The 17,099-nt window shown below is 69.7% G+C and carries 15 protein-coding genes and 1 pseudogene; 9 read left to right on the top strand and 7 right to left on the bottom strand.

All coding sequences use genetic code 11. From position 1 onward, the window contains the following. Positions 1–103: 103 nt before the first annotated feature. The 4 genes and pseudogenes from OG379_RS34980 to OG379_RS34965 all read left to right on the top strand — a co-directional run. Positions 104–2,743, top strand: a complete 2,640-nt coding sequence (locus OG379_RS34980; RefSeq protein WP_405667190.1) for a tetratricopeptide repeat protein — start codon at positions 104–106, stop codon at positions 2,741–2,743. Positions 2,744–3,586: 843 nt separating this feature from the next. Next, positions 3,587–3,865 (top strand): helix-turn-helix domain-containing protein, encoded by a 279-nt coding sequence (locus OG379_RS34975; protein ID WP_405668760.1) that lies wholly within the window; start codon positions 3,587–3,589, stop codon positions 3,863–3,865. Next, complete coding sequence (locus OG379_RS34970) at positions 3,847–4,173, top strand: hypothetical protein (RefSeq protein ID WP_405667189.1); 327 nt, start codon at positions 3,847–3,849, stop codon at positions 4,171–4,173. The genes OG379_RS34975 and OG379_RS34970 overlap by 19 nt, the downstream gene beginning before the upstream one ends. 15 nt (positions 4,174–4,188) lie before the next feature. Further along, positions 4,189–4,653: pseudogene (locus OG379_RS34965) on the top strand (transposase); the annotation flags it as partial. On the opposite strand, the gene OG379_RS34960 reads toward OG379_RS34965, so the two are convergent. From OG379_RS34960 to OG379_RS34950, 3 genes are all read right to left on the bottom strand, one after another. Continuing rightward, positions 4,572–5,243 (bottom strand): HAD-IA family hydrolase, encoded by a 672-nt coding sequence (locus OG379_RS34960; RefSeq protein ID WP_405667187.1) that lies wholly within the window; start codon positions 5,241–5,243, stop codon positions 4,572–4,574. The pseudogene OG379_RS34965 and the gene OG379_RS34960 overlap by 82 nt on opposite strands. A gap of 737 nt (positions 5,244–5,980) precedes the next feature. Then, on the bottom strand, positions 5,981–6,391 hold the full coding sequence (locus tag OG379_RS34955) for a hypothetical protein (RefSeq protein ID WP_405667186.1): 411 nt from the start codon (positions 6,389–6,391) through the stop codon (positions 5,981–5,983). A 547-nt stretch (positions 6,392–6,938) separates the two neighbouring features. Beyond that, complete coding sequence (locus tag OG379_RS34950; protein WP_405667185.1) at positions 6,939–7,400, bottom strand: hypothetical protein; 462 nt, start codon at positions 7,398–7,400, stop codon at positions 6,939–6,941. 75 nt (positions 7,401–7,475) lie between these two features. Here OG379_RS34950 and OG379_RS34945 point away from each other — a divergent pair, with 75 nt between their 5' ends. Next, a complete protein-coding gene (locus OG379_RS34945) occupies positions 7,476–7,703 on the top strand; it encodes a hypothetical protein (RefSeq protein WP_405667184.1) in 228 nt (75 codons plus the stop codon). Here OG379_RS34945 and OG379_RS34940 read toward each other — a convergent pair. Then, on the bottom strand, positions 7,655–8,602 hold the full coding sequence (locus OG379_RS34940) for an SDR family NAD(P)-dependent oxidoreductase (protein ID WP_405667183.1): 948 nt from the start codon (positions 8,600–8,602) through the stop codon (positions 7,655–7,657). The genes OG379_RS34945 and OG379_RS34940 overlap by 49 nt on opposite strands. 105 nt (positions 8,603–8,707) lie before the next feature. Here OG379_RS34940 and OG379_RS34935 point away from each other — a divergent pair, with 105 nt between their 5' ends. The 4 genes from OG379_RS34935 to OG379_RS34920 all read left to right on the top strand — a co-directional run bounded on the left by OG379_RS34935 (position 8,708) and on the right by OG379_RS34920 (position 13,269). Further along, on the top strand, positions 8,708–9,370 hold the full coding sequence (locus OG379_RS34935; RefSeq protein WP_405667182.1) for a TetR/AcrR family transcriptional regulator: 663 nt from the start codon (positions 8,708–8,710) through the stop codon (positions 9,368–9,370). Between the two features lie 738 nt (positions 9,371–10,108). Beyond that, positions 10,109–10,237 (top strand): LPFR motif small protein, encoded by a 129-nt coding sequence (locus OG379_RS34930; protein ID WP_363198900.1) that lies wholly within the window; start codon positions 10,109–10,111, stop codon positions 10,235–10,237. 393 nt (positions 10,238–10,630) lie between these two features. Beyond that, positions 10,631–11,545 carry an RNA polymerase sigma factor SigF gene (locus tag OG379_RS34925; RefSeq protein ID WP_405667180.1) on the top strand — a complete coding sequence of 305 codons (915 nt, stop codon included), beginning with the start codon at positions 10,631–10,633 and terminating at the stop codon, positions 11,543–11,545. 854 nt (positions 11,546–12,399) lie between these two features. Next, positions 12,400–13,269: a GyrI-like domain-containing protein gene (locus OG379_RS34920; RefSeq protein WP_405667179.1), complete on the top strand. Its 870-nt coding sequence runs from the start codon at positions 12,400–12,402 to the stop codon at positions 13,267–13,269. Between the two features lie 33 nt (positions 13,270–13,302). Here the strand turns inward: OG379_RS34920 and OG379_RS34915 are convergent, their stop codons facing one another. The 3 genes from OG379_RS34915 to OG379_RS34905 form a co-directional block, all read right to left on the bottom strand. After that, the gene (locus tag OG379_RS34915) at positions 13,303–13,833 is read right to left on the bottom strand and encodes a hypothetical protein (protein WP_405667178.1); all 531 of its coding nucleotides are present in this window, start codon (positions 13,831–13,833) and stop codon (positions 13,303–13,305) included. A 113-nt stretch (positions 13,834–13,946) separates the two neighbouring features. Continuing rightward, positions 13,947–16,337 carry an MFS transporter gene (locus OG379_RS34910; protein WP_405667176.1) on the bottom strand — a complete coding sequence of 797 codons (2,391 nt, stop codon included), beginning with the start codon at positions 16,335–16,337 and terminating at the stop codon, positions 13,947–13,949. A 181-nt stretch (positions 16,338–16,518) separates the two neighbouring features. Continuing rightward, positions 16,519–17,028: a MarR family winged helix-turn-helix transcriptional regulator gene (locus tag OG379_RS34905; protein WP_393762735.1), complete on the bottom strand. Its 510-nt coding sequence runs from the start codon at positions 17,026–17,028 to the stop codon at positions 16,519–16,521. Between the last annotated feature and the right edge of the window lie 71 nt (positions 17,029–17,099).

The following is a 17,099-nucleotide window of genomic DNA, read 5'->3' as shown; positions in this document are numbered from 1 at the left end:
CGTGCCGTTTCCGACGGCGTGTCGGGGCCGTGCGGTTCCCGCCTGGTGCCGAACGGCGAAAGCCGCTTGCACCGTCCCGCGCAACCGAAGCTACGATCCTGCGATGGCCAACCCTGCGGAGAACAGCGGCAGAACGCGATCAGTGGCGACCAGTGGGCACGGTCGGACCCGCACCGCGAGCGACGCGGCTGAGCACCTGAGCCGGCTCCGGTGGGCGGCGACGCTGCTGCCCCCTGCCGAAGCTGCGCGCGCCGCCGCCGAACTCGCCGCCACCGGCCTCGCCGCGGCGGCCGTGCCCTTCCTCCCCGCCGAGCGCGACGAAAGCCACGAGAGCGGCGGGAGCGAGGGGAGCCACACGCCTCCCGCCGTCCGCCTGCCCAACGAGCAACTGGTCCCCGCCCTGCGCGCGGCAGGCACCGTGGAGGCCTGCGACGCACTGCTCGACGCCGCCCCGGCGGATTGGGACGCGGTGGCGGCCGCTCACGCGCTGGAACCCTTCGGCCGTACGCCGTCGCGGGCCCTGATCGCCCGCCGGGACTGCCCCGACGCACTCACCGCCGCGCTGCTAACCCCCTGGCATCCGCAGGTTGCCAACCGTCTCGCGGCCCGCCAGAAGGACCGGCCGTCGGCAGCCGGCCGATCCCCGGCACGCTGGCACGCCCCGCGGCCCCCGGCCCCTCCGTACGAACTGCCCGACTCGGCCCGCCACTTGCTCCTGCCGCGACTTTCCCGGCTCCGGGCCCCCCTGCTGCGCCTTCTGCTGACCGCGGACAGAACCCGCGAGGTGGTGCGCGCGACCACCCGCATGGACCGCCTCGTGGCAGCCGTGGACCGCTGCGACCGCAACCACGTGGAGAAGATGCCCGCGTTCTGGGACACGGTCGGCGCCGAGCTGCGGGCCGCTCTGGGGGAGGGCCGGACGGCCTGGAGGACCGCCGCGGAACGGCTGCCCAGGCATCAGGGCAGCCTGCGCCATCTCCTCGACGGCCTCGGCGAACCGGTGCCCGGCTCCCAGCGGCGCAGCCCGGATCTGCGTGTTATGGCCCAGGCGCCGCCGAAGGTCCTCGCCGCCGTCCTCGCCGGCCTCGACGACAAGGCCCTGGAGGGGGCGGCCGAAGCGTTCACCCGGCCCAACGGCGTGCGCGTGGGCGGCGAGCTCCTCGGCACCGCCCTGGCCAGGGTCGAGCGAGCCGGGGTCCCTCCGCGCCAGGTCTTCGCCCACTGGGCGCACACCTGCTCGTACGCGTGGGAGCGCGACCCGGCGGTGGCCGCCTGGCTCTACGGGCTGGACGGACGTGTCGACAGGCTCGCCCGGACCCATCCGCGCATACGCCGCCGGATCGCCGCCGCCCAGCCGGAGCGCCCCGCGGCCACGGATCTGGTGGCCGAACTGCGCGCGAACCCCGGCCCCGTCCAGGCACAGCTCGTACTTGACGCGAGCTGTGCCGACGACACGCCGTGGACCCAGCTCGTCGAAGCGCACACCGCCGAGCCGCTGCCGGAGTCGGTGCTGTGGGTGCTCGCCGCCCGCCCCGGCATCCCCGCGGCCCTGCTCGGCGCGCTGCCGACCGAGCCGCTGAGCAACCTGGCAGGCCAAGGGCCCGAGGCCGCCCGCATGGCCCTCGCCAACCTGCCGGACCCCAACCCGGCCCACAATCTCCTCCACCACAACCCGGCCATCGTGAGATCGACGATCGACGAGGTCCGTTCCGCAGGAGTGCTCGACGACCGCACGGTACTGGCAACGGCACGCCCCGCCGGCGCGGTCCTGCTCTACGGGAGCGGCCTGTCCCCCGACGCTCCCGACCGCGACTCCTGGAACGCGGCCTGCGCGAAGCTGCTCACCGACGCCGCGAGCCGCTCCGGCCCCGGCTTCTGGCATCTCATCGCCAACCGGCTGCCCACCTTCGAGGGGACCCTGCCCGAACTCCTCGCCCCGCAGCCGGGCGACGCCCCCGTGGCCTGGCTCTACGAACTCGCTGAAAATCCCGTCGAGTTGCACCAGGCAGGCCCCGTGCCCGCGCTTCTTGAGCGCTACGAGACCCAGATACGCGCCGCCATCGCGCACGTGCGCCCCGGAGCCGACGTCCCATCAGAGTCGGGGTTCCCGAACCGCGAGGCCGCGTTGCACTGGCTGGACTGCGAATGGGCCACCCTGCCCGTGGTCGCCCGCGTCGCGAGCACGCTGCGCCCCGGCCTCACGATCGAACTGCCGCGCCTCCTCGACCGCTACCTGGACTCGCGAGGCCGCATCGCCGAACTCATCCCGCTGGCGGAAATGGCACGGCAGACGGCGGCCCGTGTCGGCGACCGGCAGGGTGAGGCCCTTGCCTGGGCCAACCTGGGCGTAGCCCTCAACAGACTGCGGCGCTACGACGAGGCCGTCCCCGTCAACGAACAGGCCCGCGCCCTCATGAACGGAACCGGCGACCACGACCGCGAAGGCCGTATCAGCCGCAACCTGGGCAATGCTCTGTGGTCCCTGCGCCGCTACCCGGAAGCCATCGCCGCCTACGATCGCGCCCGCATCCTCTTCCGTGGGGCCGGTCTCCCCATCCGCGAGGGCAACGTCTGCCGAGACCTGGCCCGGGCCTTGCGCGACGCGGGCCGCACGGCCGAGGCCGCTGCCGCCTACCGCGAGACCGTCGCGCTCTTCAGAGAGACCGGGCGCGACCGTGAACTCGGCGAGGCGAAGCGCGAACTGAGCCAACTCACCGTAGCTGCTTCGGCGCGCCCTCGGTGAGCCGGTCGATGGCCGGGCTGCCTCACCCCTTGCGGAGGTAGTCGATCGCAGACTGCGGCAAGCAAGGCCCCATCACGACCGCGTGGCCGTGCAGTGGCTGCCCGAGCGAATCGATCTGGTGCGCTACCGAGCCTGCGAGGCGGCCTGCTCGGCCTGCTGCTCGTGGGTCCTCGCCCGGCTCGCCAAGCGCTGCTTCGTCCCAGCCGAGTCGGGGGCGGTACGCCCTGGTCGACAGCGCGCCGACGGCCCCGACGCTCGCCGGTTCCCCCTGGCAGCAGGGCCGCGAGGATCGCCGGTCGGACGGGGTGGTCCGTCGGCACCATCACGAACCACGTTCAGCACCTCGGCCTCTCCTTCGACGGACGGCCGTCAGGGCCGCGCCAGTGACGCCCGTCAGATGGACCTGAAGGACCGCTGTCAGCGCATTAGGAACAGCTTCTTCGGAGCGGATCATCGCCAGAGCCCAGGGCGCGTGCACGCTGACGGGCTTCAACCGCACAGCGCCTCGAGACATCTCCCGCCGCAAGTGTGGTGACCCCCAACCAGGGGTCCACGGCGAAGATCAAGACCGTTTACAGCAACGTGCACGCCCGCCATGTCCGTACCCGTGACGGCCGACGCCGGGAGTCAAAGTGTCACGCCCACATCAGCAGCGAGGCGAGGGTTACGGCGGCCTGGCAGGACTCGGCGGTTTCGTCCCGCTGGCGGGCCGTGCCAACTGCCGGGCCGCAACACCCACTCCGCGCTCGCCGAAGTCCATGCAAAGCCCATACGGAGCCCCGTCCACGCCGCCAGGAGTATGCCGTGGCCCGCGCAATCAAGCTGGTTCCAACGGCGGTTGTGATGGAACTTGGCGAGTCGGTGCGTGCGCCCCTGCGGCGGCTGGCTACATCCCTGACCGCAGAGGTCCGGCAGGCTCCGCGGGCAAAGATGGTTCTTGCTGCGGCCGACGGGCTGACCAACGTCGCGATCGCACGCGAGCTGAACGTCGGCGTCAACACCGTACGCAAGTGGCGGGGCCGGTTCGCCACCGGTGGCCCAAGGGCTCCGAACGACGCGATACGTTGCGGCCGACCCCGTATCTACGGGTCTACGGGCCGTAGATGCGCGTCGCTGTGGTAGCCGCCGCCAGCAAGCTCCCGCACCCGGAGTCGACCTGGTCGTGCCGAAGGATTGCCGCGCAAGTAGTGGGCACGGCCTTCGCCGCGATCTCACCGTCCCAGGTTGGCCGAATCCTGGCGGACCTGGACCTGAAACCGCACCAGGTACGGGGCTGGCTCACCCGCCGGGACACCCCCGACTTCTGGCAGCGGGCCATCGGCGTCTGCGACTTGCCCCTCGCTCCGCCCGAGGGCGCGGTGGTGCTGTCCATCGACGAGAAGACCGCCGTCGCCGTGCGATCCCGACGGCACCCCGGGCAGCCGCCCTGACCTGGACGGGCGGCCCGGTACGAGTTTGCATACCGCCGGCTCGGCACCGCCTCCCTCATCGCGGCACTCGACGTGCGAAGCGGCGAAGTCCTCACCGAGATCATCACTCGGAACAACGCGGCCGCCTTCACCGTCTTCCTCGATCGGCTTGATGCCGCCGTAGATCCCGGCAAGGAGATCCACATCGTCCTTGCCAACGGCTCCTCGCACACCGCCAAGCACACCAAGACATGGCCGGCCGCCCACCCGCGCCGGCACGACACGATGGACACCTACGTCATCCACACGACAACACCGCGAAGCCATACCGCTGGACCTATGACGGCACCCGAATCAAGACAGCGTGATCGGCCCTCAACGACCTTCTGCGGGGCAGTACCAGATCATTCCACTCTGGCTCATCTCTCCAGCCGGTCAGGGCGGGGCCCGGACGCAAAGGCGAGGATGTCGCCGACCGCTTCGCGCAGGCTGACGAAGTGACGATGCACGCCGCCTACTGCTTCAGGGGTGTTGACCCCCCACACCGTCATCCCGGCGCGCAGTCCGGACTGCACCCCGGAAGGAGCGTCCTCGATGACCAGGCAGTCCTCCGGCCGGGCGCCAAGTCGTGCGGCGGCCTGCCGATACGGCACCGGCGAAGGCTTGCCTTCCGCTACGGCGGCCGCATCCACGACAACGTTCGGGACCGGCAAGCCTGTGCGCGCGAAACGTCCACGCACCCGATGCTCATAGTTCGACGTCACCAGCGCCCAGGCCTCGGGCTGCAGAGCATTCAGCAGCTCCGAGGCTCCTCCGAAGGCCGTATAGGTGCCGAAACGGACGTCTTCGTCCTCCAGCTCGTGCAGTGCGGCCAGGCATTCCCGCGGGTCCTGGTCCGGGGCAACCTGTGCGAACGTCTCCACGGGCCTCGTCCGCAGCGCCACTCGGTAGACCTCATCGGGGTCGAGACCGTATCGCTTTGCCCACGTGCGCCACACCAGGCGCTGGTTGTCGACGGCATCGATCAACGTGCCGTCGACATCAAACAGGACATACCTCGTCGCACCAGGGCTGCCGGGTTCACTGATCACGTCTCGATCATGCCATCAGCCCTTGAACAGCAGCTTGCGCGACAAGCGTCACCCTGTCCGATCAAGGTCGAACAGCGCCGGGGGCATTGTCGGTCGTCGAGGATGAGCAGACTGGGCAGGCCTTGAAGGACACCCATGCGGCGTGTCGCACTCCCCCGAACAGCGACAGTCGAGCGTGATGGTGTTGCGACCTCAGGCCTGGGCATCGTTCCCCGTCGTGCTTGAGCACGTCCCGCTCGGCCAGCGACCCCTGGCGCGCGCATTCGCCGCGTCATCGCATCAGCCGGGTACGTCCGGGGCGAGGCGTACCCGATGCCCCGCGCTTGCGAGGGGCGGGTCAAGGTGTGGCGCACGGTCGAGGCGGCCGCATGCGAGACACCAACCACGAAGGCCGCAGTGCCTGCGGTTCGGGTGGCAGGTCCCGGCACGGGCCCGCGGCCGATGACCCGACCGTTCCCGACAGACCGATGGGTGGGACGGCGGCTGCCCCTGACGACTCCTAACATTTTCCGGCCGGGATGAGCGCTCTTCGGGTTGTTCGCTGCCGACAAAACCCTTCTCCTTCGCGAGCGCGATCAGTTGCACGAGGAAGCCAGCACGGTCGGTCGCGCTGTGCGCGATGTTGGCAATCCGCACGGGCCGGGGTCATCCCAGCTGACTTCGGCCCGCTGTTTCGACCGTGCAGCGCTGTTGGCAGGTGCCGGCAGCCGCGGCCCAGCTGTGGCTACGTTTGGCACTCAGGGTTTTGGCCGCGCCATCTTCTGCCGTGCGCGCTCCTCGGACTCCTGCATCTCGAGGATTCGAAAGACATGGGCGCTCGCCCGCTTGCGTACGCTCCCGCTGGTGAACAGCGCCGCACCCGCGATAGCGGGTGGCACGGCGAGGAATCCGATCCCCAGCAGTTCCGGCCAGTCGCGCTCGGTGCTGCACAGCTTGCCCGCGCCTTGGCTGTACGGGGTGTTCTCGCTGCTGTAGAACACCGGCGCTTCGCATGCGATTTCGTCGTGGTGGTCCTGCACGCTGAACGGGAGCAGTAGCAGGTAACCCAGCCAGAGGAACAGTGCCGCTGACACCGCTATCAGGCCGACACCCCAGCTCTGCTGCCGTCCGGCCCAGCGGTCGAATTCCTGGCGGGCCGGCCATTGCATGAGATCCCCCGTTGGTTGTCCGGTGTACAGGTTCCGCCGAATATCGTACGTGCGTCGCACGCGGTCGCCGACGGGTGCTACTTCCGGACCGCTTGGACACCTCCAGTTACGCCGCGATGTCGACTGCCCCGCTGACCATGGCAAGACGGCCCCGAATCCAGCGGGTACTCCGCGGATCCGTTTTCGCTTGCCGTGTCTCGTTGGGTGAGACGGGCGAGTGCTGCCCCAAACCACCACCGACGCGTGTCAACGCGCCCATCCGTCCCTGAGCTGGTCAGCGAGGAGGGCGGAGTTCCTCGCTGGGACGATGCCCGCACCTGACCTGACCAGCCACGGGACGCACACGACGAAGCCCTCCCACATGCCATCGGGGCACCGCGATGCACGTCCAAGCCCGAACGACGCCCCTCCCGCCACCACAGGGGCGCTATTCAGGCTGGGCCGTCGCACAACAGCAAGCTGGAGCGAACGAGCCTCCAACGAGGCTTCATCTGCGCTTGCCGCCGCCCGGAGGGGCGCAGGAGGACGCCGTGGGGACTCCGGACAGTCAGCGCCGGCACAGGCGCCGTGAGTTGTGGGAACCCGCCGCTCCTTGGCGGCGCGGGCCCGCGCTCATGAAGCCGAGACCGATTCCGAGCATCCAGGTGTCCTTGGCAAGCGCGATGCCGTCCTGAGTGGGACGCAGGCTGCCCTCCTGTCGCATCCCCGGGACTCGCAAATACAGACCCACAAGCCCTCCGGAGAAACCGGTCAGCACCGCTCCGGCCAGCCGGGTCGGCACGAACGGAGCAAGAAGTGCCCCGCTGACGGCGATCTCCGCACAGGCCAGCAGCCGGGTGAAGCGCCCGGCTTCGAGCTTCTTGAGAAACGGATACGCGGTGCAGGCCATGCCGTGCAGCCCCTGAGCGGTGTCTTCGTCCGCCTTCAACTTGCTCAGGCCGGAATTCAGGATGAAAGCGCCGATGAGGAGACGAGGAGCCACATCTCGCGGTTCAAGCGCAATGGTCATGCGAGCCTCCGTGATCGGTTCCGCAGCACGTCATCGAGCGTAACTGGGCAGCACCGATCTCGCCCCGCAAGCGACGTGCTCCGCGGGGGCCTGGCCCGCCCGGAGCACCACCCCCTGCACGTGGACGTACGCACCACACCCGGCCTGCACGGCGGCGAGCAGATGGCCGCCCTCGAAGCGGAGTGCGAGCGCCTCGTCGGTCTCGGCGCCACCCGCTCGCGCTGCGACGAGACGGTGCCTCGCACCAGCGCAGGCTACATCGCGACGGCCGCTCCGAAGGGAGACGAGTTCTGCTCGGACTGAACGACGGGGAACCTCACTCCGGTGAGGTCTTCGGAGACGGCCCACAGCCGCTGCTGGACGGCTGCGTCGTACGACTGCGGGCTGGAGGTGACCAGCCGGGGGTGGCCCTTGACCTGGTTGCGCCCGCCGGGACCGTAGTACTGGCCGCCGAGCGCGGCGGGGTCGGTGGCGGCGCGCAAGGTCGGCAGCGCGCCCATCCCCGGCGTCTGGGTGATCAGCGGAGCGAGCCAGGTGAGCGGAAGACGAAGGGCCGCGGGGCTGTTGCGGGCGAGCTCGGTGCTGGACATGCCAGGGTGCGCGGCCACCGCGACGGTGGTGCCATGCGTGGCGAGCCGGCGCTGCAGCTCGTAGGTGAACATGAGGTTGGCCAGCTTGGACTGGCCATAGGCGGCGGCACGGCCGTACGACCGCTCCCACTGCAGGTCGTCGAAGTGGATCGCGGCCCGGATGCGGTGGCCGGTGCTGCTGACCGTCACCACGCGCGAGCCGGGTACCGGCAACATCAGGTCCAGCAGCAGCCCGGTGAGCGCGAAGTGGCCGAGGTGGTTGGTGCCGAACTGCATCTCGAAGCCGTCCCGGGTGGTCTGCTTCGGGGTGTACATCACGCCGGCGTTGTTGATCAGCAGGTCGATCCGGTCGAGCCGGGACCGCAGCGCCGCGGCCGCGGTCCGGACGGAGTCGAGCGAGGTCAGGTCCAACGCCTGCACGGTCACGTCGCCGGTCATGCGGGCCGCGGCCTGCTCACCCTTCTCGACGTCGCGCACGGCGAGTACCACGGACGCCCCGCGCTCGGCGAGCGTTCTGGCGGTCTCGTACCCCAGTCCGGTGTTGGCCCCGGTCACCAAGGCCACCCGCCCGCGCTGGTCCGGAATGTTCGCCGTCGTCCACTTCTCGCTCATGTCAGGCTCCCCACCTAAAGTACCGAAGGTATCTTGCGCCTCGACATTAAAGTACTCTCGGTACGTTGTCAACGTACCGCAGGTACCTAAGTTAAAGTGGCGATCGTGACTTTCCAGCGGGCGCGAACCGAAGAGCAGCGGGAGATCCGCCGACGGGCGATCCTCGACATGGCGTCGGCGATGCTCGACGAGATGCCTGTGGCCGCGGTCACCCTGAACGAGCTCAGCCGCCGGGTAGGCCTGGCGAAGCCGAACGTGCTGCGCTACTTCGAGTCGCGCGAGGCAGTACTGCTGGAACTGCTGGACCGTTTCCTGCAGGAGTGGCTGACGGAACTGGCAGGTGAGTTGGCCGTCATCGACGAAGAACTGCCCATGGCCGAGCGAGCGGCAGCGGTGGCCGAGATCCTCAGCCGTTCACTCTCCGGCAGAGTGGTGCTGTGCGACCTCTTCGGCGCACAGGGCAGCGTCCTGGAACACAACGTCTCAGTCGAGGTCGTAGCACGCTACAAGCGCGCCTCCCTGGACCGCCTGACAACCATGACGGCCCTGATCCAGAAGTACCTGCCGGAGCTGGGCGAGAACGCGACACTGTTCAGCCTGCAAACCATGGTCATGGCCGGCGCGCTGTCGGCGTACAGCACACCCCCACCCAGTCTGCGGGCCGCCTACGAGGCCGAGCCCGACCTGGCCCGCTTCCACCTGGAGTTGAAGGACTCCCTGAAGGTGGCCCTGACTGCAACCCTCCTGGGCGTACTACCCCGCCGCTGACCTGCGCGTCACTGAACAGGCCAAACCTCTGCACTCCTCGCACCCGGACGGTGGAGAGGCCGGGGGAAGGTCACGCACGTACAACTGCGCCGGCGGCAACATCGCCACCGACCCGTCATATGGCCGTCGGCTCGGCCCAGGTCTCGGATACGTCCTCGGTGGACGGAGCGTCGAGGCTCCGTGCGCCGCCGCGTACCGGGCCTCCTGCGACAAGTAGATCGTCCAGGCCGAACACCACATTCAGGCCCTGCTCCGCCTCGCCGGACGCGGGGCCGGCATTCTGTTCGCGATGCGTCGCGACGGCGCCTCCTACGAACGCCGGCCCCGGCTTCAGTGTCAGGAGAAGCCCGGTGCCCGGCGTTCGACTCGCTCTCCATGCAATCAGTAACGGCTTCCCACTGCCGCTGCGCCAGAGCCCGGTCAGCGCACCTTCAAGACGCCGCTATGGAACGAGTAAAAAATCGCGCAGGACAAAATACAATGCGTTGCAGCGGGGCAGGAGAACGAGCGCGGTCGACAGAGAGTGCTCGTCAAGCCGCCGCAGCCCGGGGAAACTTCCGAACAACGACAAGCGGCTACATTCCGTCGACATATGTTGTCGCCGACAATGAACCGCCAGCCTTTCATCGCCCAGAAGGGCACGAGTTTCCCAGAGACTCAAGTGGGTACCAGCTGATCAACACACCAGCGCAGATTCCTGCGCTGGTGACGTCGAAAAAAGAAGTGAGAGAGTAACACATGCTTAAAGCAATCGCAGATGTAATTCGTTCTATCGGAGGAGCTATCGCTACCGTGGTGACCCTTCCTTTCCGTGCCGTCGCACGGCTCTTCGGCGGAGCCTCCGACAGCGCTCACGGCCGCCACTGATCAGCACCGCCACGGGCATACAGGCGCCCCTTCGACAGGACCCCGTGGTCCCATGGCCTGGCACTCCACCCCAGGCGCCGACGGCCGCGTAGAGCGCCATCCCGTAGGGCTCCCAAAGCGCTGAGAGCGACGTCGGTTCGTTCCGGGGATGCAGCTGCCTAACGGCACTGTTTCTGCTGGCGCGCCTGCCGTCCCGGTTCAGGCAATGAGTGGCCGCCGCCGGACCGGGCGTCCTGCTCCGGCCCCCACTTGGCCGACTCCGCGCCCCGTGGCAGCACGGCCGCAACGCCGTGCTCGCTCTCATGAAAAAAGTCGGAGGGGAGAAGGAATGACTACCTAGTCGCGGGGGTAAGCGGTCGCCCGGAAGAGAGGAACCAGAGGGAGGGCGACACCATGACCGCGATGTCGGTGCGAACCACCGAAGCCCATGGCGTGACTGCAGAGTCGGATGACATGAGCGCTGCGCGGACGGCTACCGGCACGGGTGCCGGAGTTCTGGAGCTGCCGTGGATCGAGGATGCGGGGAAGGTCGCGCCACGGGATGCGCGCGCCATGTCGAAGCTGTTCTTCGACCGCCTCCAGACCTTGGAGGAAGGCACCCACGAGTACCAGTACGCCCGCAACACCCTGATCGAGATGAACCTCTCGCTCGTCCGCTTCGCCGCGCAGCGGTTCCGCAGCCGGGGCGGGGAGGACACCGAGGACATCATCCAGGTCGGCACGATCGGTCTCATCAAGGCGATCGACCGGTTCGACCTGTCGCGCGAAGTGGAGTTCACCACCTTCGCGGTCCCCTACATCGTGGGCGAGATCAAGCGGTTCTTCCGGGATACCACCTGGTCCGTACACGTGCCGCGCCGACTGCAGGAGCTGCGGGTCGAGCTGGCCAAGGCCAAGGAAACGCTGTCCTCGAAGCTCGACCGGGACCCAACGGTCAAGGAGCTCGCCGCCCACCTCGAGCTCAGTGAAGAAGAGGTCATCGAGGGCCTGGTGGCGGCCAACGGCTACTCCGCCGGTTCCCTGGACGCCCCCGCTTCCGACGGCGAGGTCAACCAGGACCAGCGGACCTACGCCGAGCTGCTCGGCGAGTGGGACCCTGCCATGGAGACCGTCGAGAACCTGCACGCCCTCGCCCCACTGCTGGAACAGCTCGACGACCGTGAACGCCTGATCATCCAGATGCGCTTCGGCGCCGAGATGACCCAGGCGCAGATCGGAGCCGAGCTGGGCATCTCGCAGATGCAGATCTCCCGGCTGCTGACCCGTATCGTGCGCAAGCTACGCGCCGGCATGAGCATCGATACCTGACCGGCGCTCACTCCCTCTACCTCGGTTCCTGTCGGCTAAATGCCTGCCGGATCGCTCGGCAGTGGCAACTGCGGGATCAAGCACGATCGGATCCGCGGCGGGGGGAAGGCGAATGGCGCTGTAACGCATCGGAGGTGCAGAGCGTCGACGCTCTGCACCTCCGGCCCGCAGCAGCCTCGTGGACGACGATCGCGGGCGTACGGCCCGGAGCAGGTGGTTCCGCGCGGCCCCGTCCCGTCGCCGAGGAGCGGGTTGGACGCCCGCCCTCGAGACCGTCTGCACATGCTCGCGTCCACGGAACACGGCACGCTCCACACCTCGTCGGTCATGACGCTCCACCAGGAGAGGTCATCGCGACGGGCACACCGGCCGGAGTGGGGCCACTCAGCCCTGGAGACCGTGTCGTCCTGGAGATCAAGCGGGTAGGCCGTCCGGAAGGGGGTGTCGACGCCTCCCGGGCCGCACCGTACGAACAGCACCCCGGACGTGCACACCAGGTGGTGCCGCGCACTCTTCAGAGTCCGTCCAGGGCCGGCTGTCTCTCCGGCCGGCACCACTTCTACGACGGATGGACGGAGCACCGTGGCACGCGCGCCGGGCCTGCCCCACTACATCGGCCATCTGCTCCGGCGTGCCGAGCAGACGCACACGGCCCTCTGGGCTGCCGGGAGATCACTTCCCGAAGCCGAAAGCTGACCGGCCAGGCGCCCCGTACATGCCCCCGTGCGCGTGCCGGGCGCCCGCACGAGCGGTCGTCAGTCCCGTGCCCGCCGGGGCACCCTGATCGGATCGGACCGCAATGGTCGGGTGCGGCCGGGATGCTTCCGGCAGGGTGGACATCGAAAGGGGGCCTCGTGATCTCTGTACTCAACCGGCTTGTCGATCTCGTCGAGGAGCATCTCGCCGAGGAGCTCGATGTCGACCGACTGGCCAGGGGGCTCGGCACGACCGAGTACCACCTGCGCCGGATGTTCTCGTCGTTGGCCGGCATGCCGCTGTCGGAGTATGTGCGCCGGCGCCGCATGACCGTCGCCGCGGCCGAGGTCGTCCGCGGCGAGGCCGATCTGCTGAGTATCGCCGTCAGGCACGGCTACGGCTCGACCGAGGCGTTCGGACGCGCGTTCCGCGCGGTCCACGGCGCCGGTCCCAGTGACGTGCGCCGTGACGGAGGCCCCCTGCGCACACAACCACGGCTCAGGATCCGCCTGACCGTCGAAGGGAGCACCCCCATGGACACTCGTCTCGTCGACCGCCCCGGGTTCCGGCTGGTCGGACACGCGGCCCGGGTGCCGCTCATCCACCAGGGCGTCAACCCGCACATCCAGCAGCACATCACCGCACTGCCGCAGGAGGAGCACCTTCGCCTCAAAGCCCTCGGTGATACCGAGCCGGGGGGCCTGCTTCAGGTCTGCGACGACCTCGACCCCGACGGGACGGAGGGCAGCGAACTGACCTACCTGCACGGGGTCGCCGTCGCCCGGGAAACGTCGGCCCCCGACGACCTCGACGCCATCGAGGTACCGGCCGGCAGGTGGGCGGTCTTCCGCACCGCCGGACCGCATCCGCAGGCCCTGCAGACCGCCTGGGCAGCGACCGCGACCGAGTGGTTCCCCTCCAACCCCTGGCGTCTCCGGCCGGGGCCCTCGATCGTCGCGGTCCTCGAGCGCGCGGAGGACTTCAGCACCGCGACCTGCGAACTGTGGCTCCCGGTCGAACCGGTGTGACGGACTGCGGTCGCAGCCGTCGCCTCTTCGCTCTCAGTCGGTGATGTACCAGTCGTCCTCGAGGTACTCCAGGGTGTAGCTGCCGAGGTCGCTCTCGGAGAAGGTCACCGAAGCCGTGACCGCTTCGACCGGCATCTCGATCTTGTCGGGCGTACGCACGACGATGCGCCGAGGGTCGACCGTCGCCGTCTGCAGGGCCTTCTTCTGCTCGGGCGAGATCATCTGGACCACAACGGCGTACGTCGACGTGCACGGGCCGAGCCCCTGGTCCTGCGCCTTCCGCGCGGCTGGCCCAGCCACTTCGCAGACCGTGTGGAGGTCCTCGCGCCCCAGGGCGTGGAGGTATTGCCCGTAACGCTGGATCGCGCGCTCCTCCGTCCTGGGGGCGGGCGTGTCGCCGGTCGGCGCCGCCGTCGGCTTCCCGGGCCGGGCGGACGCCGACGGCGTGGCAGACGGCTCTTGCGCCCGTGCGGACGAGGACGACCGCGAAGGCTTCGCGTCCGCGTCCTCCCGGGTTTCCTCCGGACCACACGCCACCAGCGCCACACAGGCCACTACCGCCACGCTCACCATCGTCCGAGCCCTCATTCGGTCCCCCACCCTCAGCCGGCAACACCAGTGGTCACGCAGGACCCGGGGGAATGGTTCCCCCGGGCCGGGCCGGACCGGGGGTGGGCTCAGGTCACCGGGTGGGAAAGCTCGATGTCGAGGGCATCGGCCCCGGAGTCCGTCACGCGCAAAGCCGTGGCCACGGGCGGGTAGCCGCTGGCGACGACGGAGTACTCACCGGAGTCCAGGTCGGCGAAGGCGTACACGCCGTCCGCGCCGGTGGTGGCCGTCGCGGTGACGTTGCCCGCCGCGTCGACGAGCGTGACGCGGGCGTCCGGCAGCGGGCGCAGGTCGGCACCGGAACGCACCGCGCCCTGGAGCCGGGCGCCCGCGACGAGGACGACCTCCACCCGTCCGGATCCGCCGTCGCCGACCGTGACGGGAACAGCTGCCGGCCGGTGCCCCGCCGCGTTCACGGCGACCGTGAAGTCGCCTGCGGGCAGCTCTCCGAAGGAGAACTCCCCGTCCGGGCCGGTCTGCCCGGTACCGAGCACCTCGCCGCGCACATCGGTCACGATCACCGTGGCGGCGACGGCCGGCAGCCCGTCGGCGCCGCTGACGACCCCGCTCAGCCCCTGCACGCCGGAGAGCAGGATGTCGTACGCGAGCCGCCCGTCGCCGACGACGACGGTGGCCGCCTGTGGCTGGTGCCCGTCGGCTGCGGCGATCAGCACATAGGTGCCGGCGCCGGGTACGGCGAGCTCGTAGGCACCGTCGGAACGGGCCACGGTCCGGCCCAGTTGACGTCCCGTCAGGGAAATCAGGGTGACCGTGGGGCGGGGGGCACCGGTGGAGCCGCGGATGTGGCCATGGAGGGCGGGACCGTCCTGGACGGGTGCCTGAACTGCCTGGTCCACACGCGTGCCGGCTGCTTCCGGGGCGGGTGCCGGGGACGGGTCCCCGGCGGGGGCCGGTGCGGCCGGCTGCGGGCGGCGGAAGCCGATCAAGGTGGCCGTGGCGATCAGGGCCACCAGCATCCCGGCCGCCCCGACGGTCATGCAGACGTGGACGGCGTCGGTGAAGCTGGCGCCGATCGCTCCGAGCGCGGGGCCGGTCGCCTCGGGGGCGAGCCCCAGGTGGCCCGCGGCGCCCACGCCGCCCTCCGCGAGGGCTTCGCCCACCCGCTGCTGGTCGGCGGCGGTCAGCCCTGAGTCCGCGAGGTGCCCGGGCAGTGCGGAGGTGAGCCGGCTGGTGAGTACGGCGCCGAGGACGGCGGGACCGAGCGCACCACCGAGCTGCCGCAGAGTGTTGTTGCCCGCGCCCGCCATGCCCGCCAGGTGGTGCGGCACGCTGCCGACGGCGACCGCGCTGATCGGCGTCATCACGAAGCCCATGCCGAGGCCGAACAGAGCGAGCGGCCCGGCCATCGCGCCGAACCCGGAATCGGTCTCCAGGCCGGTCAGCCACAGCATGGCGCCCCCGACGCCGAGCAGGCCGACGCACAGGAGCACGCCGGGTGCGACCTTGCCCATCAGACGGCCGACGAGCGGGCCCGTGACGACGGAGACGCCGTTGAAGACCAGCATCCGCCAGGCGATGTCGAGGACGGAGAGCTGCTGGACACTGCCGAAGAAGAGGCTGAGGGTGAATACGGAGCCGATCATCCCGAACATCACGAGCGCGTTGACGACGCCTGCGCCGGTGAAGGGACGTACCGCGAACAGCTTGAGGGAGAGCATCGGCGAGGCGGAGCGCAGCTCGGCGACGATGAAGGCGATCAGGCCGAGCGCGGCGGCGGCGAACGCGACGACGACCTTGGTCTGGCCCCAGCCGTCGGCCCCGCCGCCTTCGATCACGCCGTAGATCAGGCCGACGATGAAGACGATCGCGGCGATCTGGCCGGGGACGTCGATGGCGCGGCCGTGCGCGGAGCGCGAGTCCTCCAGCATCCGCACGGCCACCAGACCGGTGACAGCGGTGATGACGGCGGCCGGCAGGAAGATCCAGCGCCAGGTGGTGTGCTCCAGGATGACACCGCTGATCAGCGGGCCGAGGGCCATGCCGATGCTCAGGGACGCGGCCCAGGCGGCGATGGCCTTGGCGCGGGCCCGGAAGTCCGGGTAGGCATGGCTGATCAGGGCCAAAGTGGATGAGGCGAGGGCCGCGGCGCCCGCGCCGGCGATGGCCTGGCCCACCCAGACCTGTTCGACGCTGTGCGCGGTCAGGGAGGTCACGGAACCGGCGGCGAACAGGAGCATGCCGGCGAGATAGGCCTTCTTGCGGCCGTAGAGGTCGCCGATCAGGCCGAAGGTGAGGATCAGCGCTGCCATCGGCAGGATGAACGCGTCGGAGACCCATTGCAGGTCGGACGTGGAAGCGCCGAGTCCCTGCTGGATGCGCGACAGGGACACCGAGACGCTGCCGATCGGCACGTATGCGGCGAACATCCCGAGGCAGGCCAGCACGGTGGTCAGCGCGGGGCGCGCGACGGCGCGGTGGGGGGGTGATATCGCGGACATGGTGAGACGGACCTCCGGATCGAACGCGGCGGCCAAGTTATCAGTTGCCTGTCATAGTCCCAAATGACTGAGATCAGCGGATGGGGGCGTGATCACCCGGAAGGGGCTCGCAGACCACCGTCCGGTCACCGTCGTCCCTCCGGCCACGGATCCGGCCGGGCGGCCCGGCTGCGGAACGGTCTCAGTCGGTCCTGGGCGGGTCCGGCCACATGCGGGCCACAGGGGAATCGGGGCCGTCGAGAGCGATGGCGATGCGACGCATGCCGAGCGTCAGACGTTCCAGCTCCTCGGGCCCACCGACCACGTCGCGGAGCCGCTCCACGACCGCTTCGACGAGCCGCCGCCCCTCGGCCATGCCCCTGAGCCCGGCCTCGGTCGGCTCGACCAGCACGACCCTCCTGTGCACGGGGTGCGGATGCCGCTCGATCCACCCGATCCGCTCCAGATGCGAGAGCGCCGTCGTCACGCTCTGCGGCGTGATGTTCTGCCCCCGGGCCAGATCCGCACCGGACAGCGGCCCGTGCTGGTCGAGCGTCATCACGATCCCGAGCTGGGTCATCGTGACGTCCAGGGGGCGCAGCCGTTCGTTCAGGGCGCGGTGCACGGAGTTGTTCGCCCGCCACATGGAGTGGCTGAACGTCTGGTTCCAGGGCGTGCCTGAGGCAGCCCCCTCCGGGCGACGGCTCGGCATATTCAACTCCCTGCGGACAAGCGGCTCCCATCGTAGCGGCAGGGCCTCGGGCGCCAGGGCCTCGGGCGCCA

The sequence above is a fragment of the Streptomyces sp. NBC_01166 genome (genome assembly GCF_045039765.1).
Lineage (GTDB): Bacteria > Actinomycetota > Actinomycetes > Streptomycetales > Streptomycetaceae > Streptomyces.
The sequence above is the reverse complement of the archived record's forward strand: the minus strand, read 5'-3'. Positions and strand labels throughout refer to the sequence as shown.